Below are 11,832 nucleotides of genomic sequence, written 5' to 3' on the forward strand. Positions count from 1 at the left end.
ACAAGCGGTTGGGCCGCGCCTCGGGTTTAGCTATGACGCATGGTCATCGGGACTTCACGGTGTGCTCATGTTCGTTGCTACCTGTTCTGTTGCCTTGGTGGACGGGCCCGCCAGGGAACTGACGTGCTCGATCACCGCGGATGTATCCGGTGAACCGGTGATGCGCAGCGCGCGGGTGAAAGCTCGCCGCCGAATCGCTTCTTGTACGCACTTCGGGCCGGGGTGCAACCAGGCACCTCGCCCCGACAGGCTTCCGGCAGTGTCAACGATTACGGAGTAGTTACCGTTCCCGGTCGACCGAGCCACCACTCGAAGCAGTTCGACGGCCAGCTCTCGCTTCCGGCATCCGACACACGTCCGCACCGGTCCGCTGGGGTTGTCCGGGCGTTGGCGCGCCGAGACCGAAGGCTCGCGCTGGATCACGGCTCAGTCTAGCGTCACCCGACCAGTGGTCAGAACCACCCGGGGTGCGGGTCAGCGCTCGCCTCACCCCGGTGATCTCCGAGCGTCGGCCCGCGCGTGCTTGAAGCGCTCAACGCTCAACACCCGGTGGGCTCAGCATTCCCCCGCACGCCGGCACTCAATTCAGTACACGACTACTGCGGATCACCCGATCGATCGGCGTGAGGCTGGTTTGCCTGATCCCACGATCAGTGCGAGGCCCTCAAACGAGAAAAGGGGCGTATTGCCATGTCGTATGTGCTCGCTGTGCCGGAGATGATGGGGTCGGCAGCAACGGAACTGGCGACCATCGGCTCGAGGCTCGGCGAAGCCAACGCGGCGGCAGCGACCTCCACCAGCACGGTGCTCGCTGCCGCGTCCGATGAGGTATCCGCGGCCATCGCGGATCTGTTCTCGGCCCACGGTCGGGAATTTCAGGCGATGAGCGCCCAGGCTGCGGCTTTTCAGTCCCGAGTCATCGTGGCGCTGAGTTCGAGTGCGGAATCGTTTATCAGCGCGGAAGCCGTCAATCTTTCGGCGCTCGGAAACTCGCTTTGGACCTCGATCTTCGGATCATCGGCCATCGAGCCGGTCCCGGCCGGGCAGAATCCGGCCTTCAGCGGCACACAGGACCTGCTCACCCGCATTGAAACGGCGGCGCTGCGGCCGGTGAAAACCTTCCTGACCTTGACCGGGATTTACGACCAACTCGGGACACTGGGTTCTCCGGTTCAGCAGCTGTTTGTCAGCGGCCTCTTGAACCCGCTCTTCAGCGACGCGCCACCGCGCCTATTGACCGCGCTACTGGGCGAAACGGTTCGCTACACCACCTATGAGGGGATGAGCGTCGTCGAGATCGTCCCGGCAAACCCGACCGGCAATTATGTCGTCGCACTGCACGGTGGCGCATTTGTCTGGCCGCCGATGATCTTCCACTGGCTCGGCTACTCAGTGATGGCGTATCAAACCGGCGCGACCTTTGCGGTGCCGATCTACCCGCTGATTCAGCAAGGCGGTACGGCCGGCACCGTGGTACCCAAAGTGGCCGGCTACATCTCCACCCAAATAGCGGCTCACGGCGTTTCCCACGTGAGCGTGCTCGGTGACTCCGCGGGCGCAACCATCGGACTATCGGCCGTCCAATATCTGGTGGCCCACAACCAAGCCGTGCCGCGATCGATGGTTCTACTGTCGCCACTGCTGGACCAACGGCTGGTAAATCCGAACATCGGCCTGATCGACGACCCGTTCTTCCCCGATCGCTCGAACAGGATCTATCAGGCCAACCAACTCTGGGCGGGCGATCTTGCGCTGACCGATCCCCTGGTAAGCCCGCTATTCGGGTCCCTCGCGGGGCTCCCGCCGACCTATGTCTACGCGGGCTCCTTGGATCCCGTCGCGCCAGACCAGTTCATCCTTGCGCAAAACGCCGTGTTGCAATCGGCGCCGATCAACTTCGTCCTGGCCACCGGCGGCTTCCATGACTGGATTCTGCTGAGCCCGGGCGGTCTGCGCTACTGGCCGCAGATCGAGCGGGAGCTCGGTCTCTGAGCCGCTGTCAGGGCCTCGGCGGCCGAGTTGACGCGGGCCACCGCGGCCATCAGCGCGCCGCCAGGTTGCGCTTCAGCGCTCGTGCGCCATCCCGTGGCTCGCGCCCTCCTCGGGCTGCCCCGGCGCGTCGCCCCGGATGTCGATGCGCCACCCCGTCAGGCGGGCGGCGAGCCGGGCGTTCTGTCCTTCCTTGCCGATGGCCAGCGACAGCTGGAAGTCGGGAACCACGACGCGGGCGGCGCGGGCGTTCGCGTCGATCACCGAGACCGAGACCACCTTGGCCGGTGACAGCGCATTGGCCACGAAGCGCGCCGGGTCCTCGTCGTAGTCGATGATGTCGATCTTTTCGCCGGACAGCTCGCTCATCACATTGCGGACCCGTTGCCCCATCGGCCCGATGCAGGCGCCCTTGGCGTTCAGACCGGGCACCCGCGACGCGACGGCGATCTTGGACCGGTGGCCGGCCTCGCGGGCGACCGCCACGATCTCCACTGAGCCGTCGGCGATCTCGGGCACCTCGAGCGAGAACAGCTTGCGCACCAGGTTCGGATGCGTCCGCGACAGCGTGATCAGTGGCTCGCGGGAACCGCGACTGACCCCGACGACGTAGCAGCGCAGCCGATTGCCGTGCTCGTAGCTCTCGCCGGGCACCTGTTCGGCGGCCGGGATCACCCCTTCAGAGGCCTTGGCCTCGGTACCTATCCGGACCACGACCAGGCCGCGGGCGTTGGCCCGGCTGTCCCGCTGGATGACGCCGGCGACGATCTCGCCCTCGCGGGTGGAGAACTCGCCGAAAGTGCGCTCGTTCTCCGCGTCGCGGAAGCGTTGCAGCATCACCTGCCGTGCGGTGGTGGCGGCGATGCGGCCGAATCCCTCGGGGGTGTCGTCCCACTCGCTGATGAGGTTGCCGTCTTCGTCGGTCTCGCGGGCGATCACCCGCACCACGCCGGTTTTACGGTCGATCTCGATGCGCGCGTCGGACTGGTGTCCCTCGGTGTGCCGATAGGCGGTCAGCAGCGCGGATTTGATGGTCTCGAGTAGTTCGTTGACCGAGATGCCCCGGTCCACCTCGATCGCATGGAGCGCGGCCATGTCGATGTTCATGCTCCGGCCTCCGTCCCCTGTGCCTGCCCCAACAACTCCAGCTCCGCTCGGGCTGGTGGCGAAAACTCAACTTGTACAACGGCTTTGACGACATCGGTCAACGGGATCTCCCGTATCGCCAGCTCGCGGCCGGCGCGGACCACCAGCGACAGCGTGCCGTTGCCGGCTTCGGCGACCCGGCCGGACAGCTGTGATCCGTCGGCCAGCGCGAGGTCCACCTTGCGGCCCCGCGCTCTGCGGAAGTGCTTCTCGGTGGTCAACGGGCGTTCCACGCCGGGCGAGCTGACCTCAAGGATGTAGCCGTCAGCGCCAGGACCGTCCAGACCGTCCAGCAAATCCGACGCCGTGCGGGATAGCGCCGCGATGGTGTCCAGGTCCAACGCGGTGTCGCCGTCGGCGATCACCGTGATGCGCGGCGGGCGCGTGCGGCTGTTGATGACCACGTCTTCGATCTCGTAACCTGCGCGCGCGAACTCTGCGGTCAGTAGCTCGATCACCTGCGTCTGCGAAGGTAGCCCGGTGGTCACGGCGAGCTCCTCATCTTGAGTTGTCGGTCATCGGCGGGCGCACGGCTTTCACAGCGAACTCAGAGAGCCCGGCTACCAACGATACGCCAGGATCCGCTATTGACGCCCGTACAACGACGCCGTAGTCGCATCGCCGGTCCCAGACCGCGTCGTGGCTGGCGCTGACGCGGTGCGCGGTGATGGCAGGATGTGGGGCGTGTCCAGAGCAGTACCCGTCATCAGCAGGCGGCGCGTGCTCGCCGGTGGTGCCGCTCTCGCACTCGGGGTGGCGGCAACCGCCTGCGGCGAGTCGGCGCCCAAGCCTCCGTCCGTTGAGGAGCTGGTGGGGCCGTTGGACCAGGCCCGGCATGACAGCGCGCTGGCCGCTGCGGCCGCCGGAGCGATCGGGAGTCCGCCGCAGATCGCCGCCGCGCTGACTGTGGTCGCCACGCAGCGCGCCGCGCACGCGCGGGCGCTGTCCACCGAGATCGCCCGGGCCGCGGGCAAGCTGGTTTCTTCGACCAGTGAAACGGGCAGTGTTACCTCGAGCACCAGCCCGACCGAGCCAGAGGCACCGCCCCCGCCTCCGCCACCGGTTTCCGACGTGATCGACTCGCTGCGCAAATCGGCGGAGGATGCCAACCGCCTGGTGTCGACGTCGTCGGGTTACCGGGCCGGACTTCTCGCCTCGATCGCGGCGTCGTGCACCGCGTCCTGCGAGGTGGCACTGGTGCCGGGAGGTCCGTCGATATGAGTGGTGGCAAAGACGCCGACGTCACCGCGCTCAGCGACGCGCTGGCCGTCGAACACGGCACCATCTACGGCTACGGCATCGTGTCGGCGCTGTCGCCACCCAGCGTGAACGACCTGGTGGTGGAGGCACTCAACCAGCATCGCCAGCGCCGCGACGACGTCATTGCGATGCTGAGTGCCCGCAAGGTCACACCCGCGCCGGCCGCCGCGGGCTATCAGCTGCCTTCGCCGGTGGGCAGCCCGGCGGATGCGGCGCGGCTGGCGGCACGCATGGAGAACGACGGGGCGACCGCATGGCGGGCGGTCGTCGAGCACGCCGAGACCGCCGAGGACCGCGCGTTCGCCTCGACCGCGCTGACCCAGAGCGCGGTGATGGCCGCCCGGTGGAACAAGGTGCTGGGCGGCTGGCCGATCACCACGACGTTCCCGGGCGGGAACGAGTAGTTGATAGCCACGGCGGCGACCCGCCGCGCGCGGCACCGCCGCGCTTGCGATCGCCGCTAGGCACACGGCGGCGACCCGCCGCGCGCGGCACCGCCGCGCTTGCGATCGCCGCTAGAGGCTGATCGCGGCGACCAGGTCGGTGGTCAGCGAATCGCCGACGGCCAGCTCGCTGGTCTGCCCGCTGAAACGATTGCGCAGCTCCACCCGGCCGTCGGCCCAGCCGCGCCCGACCACGACGATCCAGGGCACGCCGAGCAGCTCGGCGTCCTTGAACTTGACCCCGGGTGAGGCCTGGCGGTCGTCCAGCAGCACATCGACTCCGATTTTGTCCAGGTCGGCGGCCAGCTTGGCGGCGCCCAGCCGGGCCTCGGGGTCCTTATTGGCCATCACCAGGTGCACCCCGAACGGCGAGATCGACGCCGGCCAGCGCAGGCCGAGCTCGTCGTGGTGCTGTTCGGCGACCACGGCGACCAGACGCGACACCCCGATGCCGTAGGAGCCCATGGTCAGCCGCACCGGTTTGCCGTCCTCGCCGAGCACGTCGGCGCTGAACGCGTCGGTGTACTTGCGGCCCAGCTGGAAGATGTGGCCGATCTCGATGCCGCGGGCCATGACGAGCGGGCCGGCGCCATCGGGGGACGGGTCGCCCTCACGTACCTCGGCGGCCTCGATGGTGCCGTCGGCGGTGAAGTCACGGCCCGCCACCAGGCCGACCACGTGGCGACCGGGTTCGTCGGCACCGGTGATCCAGCTGGTTCCGTCCACCACGCGCGGGTCAACCAGATAACGGACTTCGTTGTCGCGCAGCGCTTTCGGGCCGATGTAGCCCTTCACCAGAAACGGGTATTTCGCGAAGTCCGCGTCGTCGAGCAATGCGTACTCGGCCGGTTCCAGTGCCGCGCCGAGTCGCTTGTCGTCGACCTCGCGGTCGCCGGGCACGCCGATGGCCAGCAGCTCCCACTCCTCGCCGGGCTGGCGGACCTTCAGCAGGACGTTCTTGAGGGTGTCGGCAGCTGTGACGGGGCGGTCCAATGCCTCGTTGGCCCAGGCGACCAGGGTGGCGATGGTAGGGGTGTCGCCGGTGTCGTGGACTTCGGCATCCGGCAGTCCGGCCACAGTTTCAGCGGGCAGGCCCTCGGGGCGGGCGGTGGTGACGGCTTCGACGTTGGCGGCATAGCCGGACTCCACGCACCGGACGAAGGTGTCCTCACCGATCGGGCTCTCGGCGAGGAACTCCTCGGAGGCGCTGCCGCCCATCGCACCCGACACCGCCGAGACGATGACGTAACGCACGTCGAGCCGCTCGAAAATGCGCTGGTAGGCCTCCCGGTGGGCGTGGTAGGAAGCCTTGAGGCCGGCGGCGTCGAGGTCGAACGAGTACGAGTCCTTCATGAGGAACTCGCGGCCGCGCAGGATGCCGGCGCGCGGGCGCGCCTCGTCGCGGTACTTGTTCTGGATTTGGTACAGGGTCAGCGGGAAGTCCTTGTAGGAGCTGTACTCGCCCTTGACCGTCAGGGTGAACAGCTCCTCGTGGGTGGGGCCAAGCATGTAGTCATTGCCCCGACGGTCCTGGACCCGGAACACGCCATCGCCGTACTCCGTCCACCGGTTGGTGGTCTCGTAGGGGGCGCGTGGCAGCAGGGCGGGAAACAGGATTTCCTGGCCGCCGATCGCGTTCATCTCCTCGCGGACGATGCGCTCGATGTTGCGCAGCACTTTCAGGCCGAGCGGCAGCCAGCTGTACAACCCAGGGGCGATCGGCCGGACGTATCCGGCGCGGATCAGCAGTTTGTGGCTGGCCACTTCTGCTTCGGCGGGGTCGTCGCGCAGGGTGCGCAGGAAAAGCTCGGACATCCGGGTGATCACAGGCGGCAAGCCTACTTGGGGGCCGGGTGCGTCCCGCGTCACGTGGGCCGCGGGCAGGGTCGGGCGACGCCAGGGCCGGCCACGGCGGCGGCCCCTGCCCCGCGCCGAGACTGCGGATCTGCAGAGAAAGTGCGAGAAGAGCCAACCAATTTCGCAGTCTCAGCGCAGCCTCGTTGGGCACGACGGGGTGTAAAACCTCGGCCCATCACCGAGACTGCGGATTTGCAGAGAAAGTACGAGAAGAGGCAACCAATTTCGCAGTCTCAGCGCGAAACGCCAGACCGAGATGGAGAAAGGCCTACAGCTCCCCGGCGTCGATCGCTTCCTTGACCTCTTGGGCGTGCGCAACCTGCTCGGGCGTGTAACCGATGAACAGGGCCGCAATACCGACGATCACCGCCGCTCCGGCAATCCACAGCAGGCCGTAGGTGTAGCCGTGGTCGAGCGCCTGCAGCTGCATGTCGTTCATGAACTTCACCGGGCCGGTCGTACCGCCCAGGAACAGCGTGCGCGACGTGATGACGGCCTGGATGACGGCCAGCACCAGCGGCCCGCCCAGACTCTGCAGCATCAGGGTCATCGCCGACACCGGGCCGATCTGGTCGAATCCCACGCCCGCGATAGCGGCCAGCGTCAGCGGCACTACCACCATGCCGATGCCGATCCCGCCGATCACGATCGGCAGCACCAGGTTCGGGAAGTACGGCGCCCCGCGGTGCATGCACATCGAGCCGTAGATCATCGCGCCGAGCAGCAGCCAGCCGCCGCCGATCGTCAGCACCCGCGGCGAGAACCGCGACACCAGCTGCGACGAGATACCAAGGCCGATGCCCATGGCGATCACGAACGGAATAAAGCCGACACCCGCGCGCAGCGCGCTGTAGCCCAGGATGTCCTGCACATACAGGCCGATGGAGACCGTCAGGGTGAACATGACGCCGCCGGCCAGGAAGATCGCAATAAAGGTGACCAGCCGGTTGCGGTCGCGGAACAGCTGGAACGGGATGACCGGGTTCTCCGCGGTGCGCTCGACGATGGCGAACGCGATGGCCGCCAGCACCGCCACCACACCGGAACCGATCGTGGTGATCGACACCCAGCCCTTCTCCGGGCCCACCGAGAAAGCGAACACGGCGGCGGTGCACGCCAGCGTGGCCAGCATGGCCCCGGCGGCATCGAGCTTCATCCGCTCGCGGTTGGTCTCGCGCAGCGCGGTGCGGGCCAGGTAGATCATCACCAGCCCGATCGGCACGTTGACCATGAAGGCCAGCCGCCAGGAGTACTCGGTCAGCGCCCCGCCGACCACCAGGCCCATCACGGACCCGATCGCTGTCATGGCCGCGAAGACGGCGGTCGCGGCGTTACGCGCCGGGCCCTTCGGGAAGGTGGTCGCCACCAGCGCCAGACCGGTCGGTGAGGCGATAGCCGAACCGACACCCTGCGAGAGCCGGGCGATGACCAGCGTCACCTCGTCCCAGGCCACCGCGCACAGCACCGAGGAGATGGTGAACAGCGCGACACCGACGATGAAGGTGCGTTTGCGCCCGATGGTGTCTCCGAGCCGGCCACCGAGCAGCATCAGCCCGCCGAAAGTCAGCACATAAGCGGTGATCACCCAGCTACGGCCGGCGTCGGACAGGCTGAGCTCGTTCTGAATCTTAGGAAGCGCGACGATCGCGACCGTGCTGTCCATGGTGGCCAGCAGCTGCATCCCGCCGATCGCGATCACCGCGGCGATGAATCGGCGTGAGGGCAACCACGTGGGGTAATACCTGCTCAAGCGCTGCAAAGGGGTCTCCACTGTTTGCGTGGGACGCTCCTGGGCCGAACGTTCCGAGCGTCCCTCAGTCCAAGTGTGGACTGCCCGCTCTGAGTCGTTGAGAGCCGTCATAGCGGGTTACCTTACAGTAATCTTAAGAATTGTTTAAACCCTGAGCGCCGCCGAGACCCGCCACGGGCCCGATAACGATGATCGCGGGAGGTCGAATGCCCTCCGCGCGGACCTTCTCCGGCGTGTCCGCCAGGGTCGCCCGCAACGTCTGCTGGGCCGCCGTCGTTCCGTGTTGCACCACCATGACCGGAGTATCCCCAGGTCGGCCGCCTTTTAACAGCGCGGCGACAAAAAGTTCGATCCGTTCGACCGCCATCAGCAAAACAATGGTCCCGGACATTGCTGCCAAAGCATCCCAATTCACTAACGATTCGGGATGATCGGGCGCCAGATGGCCGCTGACCACCACAAACTCGTGATTTGTGGCCCGGTGAGTCACCGGAACGCCCGCCAGAGCGGGCACGGCTATGGCACTGGTCACACCTGGCACCACAGTCACCGGAATTCCCGCCTCGGTGCATGCCAGGACTTCCTCGTAGCCCCGGGCGAACACGAACGGATCGCCCCCTTTGAGCCGGACGACGAACTTGCCGGCCCGGGCCCGCTCGATCAGGACCTCGTTGATCGCGTCCTGGGCCATGGCCCGCCCATACGGGATCTTGGCGGCATCGATCACTTCGACGTGCGGCGACAACTCCGCCAGCAGTTCGGGCGGAGCGAGCCGGTCGGCTACCACCACGTCGGCCTGCGCGAGCAGCCGGCGACCGCGAACGGTGATCAGCTCGGGATCACCCGGACCACCGCCCACCAGCGCCACCCCACCGCGCAGGATCTCCTCGGACCCCCAATCGGGGCCCTCCGCCGCGATGACGCCCTGCTGCAGCGCCTCGCGGATGGCCGACCGGATGGCCGCCGAGCGCCGGTGCTCACCGCCGGCCAGCACCCCCACCGACAGCCCCGCGTAGCTGAAGGACGCCGGCGTCACCGCCGTTCCCTCGACCGCGACGTCCGCGCGAACACAGAAGATATGCCGCCGTTCGGCCTCGGCGACGATGGCGGCGTTCACCTCCGGGTCGTCGGTGGCCGCCAGGGCGTACCAGGCGCCGTCGAGGTCGCCGTCTTGGTAGTCGCGCAGCGAGAGGCTGATCCCGTCCATCGCCTCGACCGCACGGGTGGCGCTGCGGGTGATCACGTGGACGTCGGCGCCGCTGGCGATCAGCAGCGGCAAACGGCGCTGAGCGACGCCTCCCCCGCCGACGACGACGACCTTTCGGCCGGTCAGTCGCAGTCCCACCAGATAGGGGCTCTCGGTCACCGGGCAAGCTTAATGTCGCGCTAGACCCGCGGCTTGGCGGCCTGCGCGACGAAGCGGGCCACCGCTTCGGGCGCCGCGGCCGGATGGATATGCAGATACGACGCGTGCACACCGGCGTGGACGGCGCCGTCGTGTTTGCGGTCGGCCTGGCCGCCCCGGTAGACCCAGGCCGGCTGGTAGCTGTCGGCGAAGGTGACCGTGGTGCGGTGGAATTCGTGGCCTACCACCCGCTGCCCGGCCGCGAACAGCGACGAATCGGTAACGGCCACCGCGTCGCGATACCCCAGGGTCAGTTGCTCGGTGAACCGCGCCGACCCGGCCAGCACCCCGCACATCGGAAAGCCGTCCAGCTCGTCGGCGAGATAGATCAGGCCGGCGCATTCCGCATGCACGGGTGCTCCCGTGGCGGCCAGTTCGGCGATCTGGCGCCGGACGACGTCGTTGGCGGACAGCTCCGCGGTGAACTGCTCGGGAAACCCGCCTGGCAACAGGACCGCGTCGGTCCCCTCGGGCAGGCTCTCGCTGAGCGGGTCGAATTCGGCGACCTGCGCCCCGGCGGCCCGCAGCAACTCGGCGTGCTCGGCGTACCCGAACGTGAACGCCTTGCCGGCCGCCAGAGCGACACGGACTTCCCTGCCCGCGGCTCCCACCGCGGTGGCCGGCTCCCACGGCGGGTCCTCCACCCGGCCGCCGGCGGCCGCCACCACCGCGGCCACATCGACGTGCCGCGCAACCAGGGCCGTCATCGCCTCTATCGCCTGCTGGGCGTGGCGGCCGTACTCCACCGCGGTGACCAGCCCCAGATACCGTGACGGCAGCTCCAATTCGGTGTCGCGGGGGATGGCGCCCAGCACCGGAACCCCGGCCTGCTCACAGGCCTGCCGCAACACCAGCTCATGGCGGGCCGTCCCGACCCGGTTGAGGATGACGCCGCTGATCCGGGTATGCGGATCGAAGGTGGAAAAGCCGTGCAGCAGTGCGGCCATGCTGTGACTCTGGCCCCGCGCGTCGACCACCAGGATCACCGGCGCACCCAGCAGCCCCGCAACGTGTGCGGTGGATCCCGCGGCAGGACCGGTCGCGTCCGGGCCGATGCGGCCGTCGAACAGGCCCATCACCCCTTCGATGACCGCAATGTCGGCGCCGCGGGCGCCGTGGCCGAATAACGGGCCGATGAGCTTGTCCCCCACCATCACCGGGTCGAGGTTGCGGCCGGGCCGCCCCGCGGCCAGTGCGTGGTAGCCAGGGTCGATGAAGTCGGGGCCGACTTTGAAGGGCGCCACCCGGTGGCCGGCCCGACGTAGTGCGCCGATCAAACCCGTTGCCACCGTTGTCTTTCCGCTGCCCGATGCGGGTGCGGCGATGACGACGGCGGGCGTTGAGCTCACCATTCGATGCCCTTCTGGCCCTTGCGGCCGGCATCCATCGGGTGTTTCACCTTGCCCATGTCGGTCACCAGGTCGGCGGCCTCGATCAGCCGTGCCGGCGCGTCGCGGCCGGTGATCACCACATGCTGGTGGCCCGGGCGGTCCCGCAGTGCGTGCACCACCTCCTCGACATCGAGCCAGCCCCACTTCAGCGGGTAGGTGAACTCGTCGAGGACATAGAAGTCGTGCCGCTGCTCCTGCAGGCGGCGCCGGATCTCGGTCCAACCGTCGGCGGCGGCTGCGGCATGGTCGATTTCGCTGCCGGACTTGCGCGACTTGCGTGTCCAGGACCAGCCGGAACCCATCTTGTGCCACTCGACCGCGCCACCCGCGCCGGTGCGTTCGTGCAGTTGGCCGAGCTCGCGGAATGCCGCCTCCTCCCCCACCTTCCACTTCGCACTCTTGACGAACTGGAAGACCGCGACGCTCATCCCGACGTTCCACGCCCGCAACGCCATACCGAACGCCGCCGTCGACTTGCCCTTGCCCTCGCCGGTGTGCACCGCCAGCACCGGAGTGTTGCGCCGCGCCCGGGTGGTCAGGCCGTCGTTCGGCACCTCGGTCGGATTACCCTGTGGCATAGTCGATTACCAG

11 protein-coding genes are annotated in these 11,832 nt (G+C 67.9%); 3 read left to right on the forward strand and 8 right to left on the reverse strand.

Features of this window, described 5'->3' with window-relative positions; all coding sequences use genetic code 11:
* Positions 1 to 54 precede the first annotated feature (54 nt).
* Positions 55 to 423 carry a YlxR family protein gene (locus QXH22_RS03200; RefSeq protein ID WP_306241310.1) on the reverse strand — a complete coding sequence of 123 codons (369 nt, stop codon included), beginning with the start codon at positions 421 to 423 and terminating at the stop codon, positions 55 to 57.
* Positions 424 to 690: 267 nt separating this feature from the next.
* Here QXH22_RS03200 and QXH22_RS03205 point away from each other — a divergent pair, with 267 nt between their 5' ends.
* Positions 691 to 1,992 (forward strand): PE domain-containing protein, encoded by a 1,302-nt coding sequence (locus tag QXH22_RS03205; protein WP_306274915.1) that lies wholly within the window; start codon positions 691 to 693, stop codon positions 1,990 to 1,992.
* A 72-nt stretch (positions 1,993 to 2,064) separates the two neighbouring features.
* Here QXH22_RS03205 and nusA read toward each other — a convergent pair whose 3' ends face one another.
* Complete coding sequence (gene nusA, locus QXH22_RS03210; protein ID WP_306241312.1) at positions 2,065 to 3,096, reverse strand: transcription termination factor NusA; 1,032 nt, start codon at positions 3,094 to 3,096, stop codon at positions 2,065 to 2,067.
* The gene (gene rimP, locus QXH22_RS03215; RefSeq protein ID WP_306241313.1) at positions 3,093 to 3,623 is read right to left on the reverse strand and encodes a ribosome maturation factor RimP; all 531 of its coding nucleotides are present in this window, start codon (positions 3,621 to 3,623) and stop codon (positions 3,093 to 3,095) included. Before rimP ends, nusA begins: the two co-directional genes overlap by 4 nt.
* A gap of 196 nt (positions 3,624 to 3,819) precedes the next feature.
* Here rimP and QXH22_RS03220 point away from each other — a divergent pair, with 196 nt between their 5' ends.
* Complete coding sequence (locus QXH22_RS03220) at positions 3,820 to 4,356, forward strand: hypothetical protein (RefSeq protein WP_371934148.1); 537 nt, start codon at positions 3,820 to 3,822, stop codon at positions 4,354 to 4,356.
* Complete coding sequence (locus QXH22_RS03225; RefSeq protein ID WP_306241315.1) at positions 4,353 to 4,799, forward strand: ferritin-like domain-containing protein; 447 nt, start codon at positions 4,353 to 4,355, stop codon at positions 4,797 to 4,799. The genes QXH22_RS03220 and QXH22_RS03225 overlap by 4 nt, the downstream gene beginning before the upstream one ends.
* A gap of 111 nt (positions 4,800 to 4,910) precedes the next feature.
* Here the strand turns inward: QXH22_RS03225 and QXH22_RS03230 are convergent, their stop codons facing one another.
* From QXH22_RS03230 to cobO, 5 genes are all read right to left on the reverse strand, one after another.
* Positions 4,911 to 6,665 (reverse strand): proline--tRNA ligase, encoded by a 1,755-nt coding sequence (locus tag QXH22_RS03230; RefSeq protein WP_306241316.1) that lies wholly within the window; start codon positions 6,663 to 6,665, stop codon positions 4,911 to 4,913.
* Between the two features lie 298 nt (positions 6,666 to 6,963).
* Positions 6,964 to 8,556: an MFS transporter gene (locus QXH22_RS03235; RefSeq protein ID WP_306274916.1), complete on the reverse strand. Its 1,593-nt coding sequence runs from the start codon at positions 8,554 to 8,556 to the stop codon at positions 6,964 to 6,966.
* Between the two features lie 22 nt (positions 8,557 to 8,578).
* Complete coding sequence (cobA, locus tag QXH22_RS03240; RefSeq protein WP_306274917.1) at positions 8,579 to 9,811, reverse strand: uroporphyrinogen-III C-methyltransferase; 1,233 nt, start codon at positions 9,809 to 9,811, stop codon at positions 8,579 to 8,581.
* Positions 9,812 to 9,831: 20 nt separating this feature from the next.
* Complete coding sequence (locus tag QXH22_RS03245) at positions 9,832 to 11,202, reverse strand: cobyrinate a,c-diamide synthase (protein WP_306241319.1); 1,371 nt, start codon at positions 11,200 to 11,202, stop codon at positions 9,832 to 9,834.
* On the reverse strand, positions 11,196 to 11,819 hold the full coding sequence (gene cobO, locus QXH22_RS03250; protein WP_306241320.1) for a cob(I)yrinic acid a,c-diamide adenosyltransferase: 624 nt from the start codon (positions 11,817 to 11,819) through the stop codon (positions 11,196 to 11,198). Before cobO ends, QXH22_RS03245 begins: the two co-directional genes overlap by 7 nt.
* Between the last annotated feature and the right edge of the window lie 13 nt (positions 11,820 to 11,832).

It is taken from the genome of Mycobacterium sp. TY814, from assembly GCF_030755175.1.
GTDB lineage: Bacteria > Actinomycetota > Actinomycetes > Mycobacteriales > Mycobacteriaceae > Mycobacterium.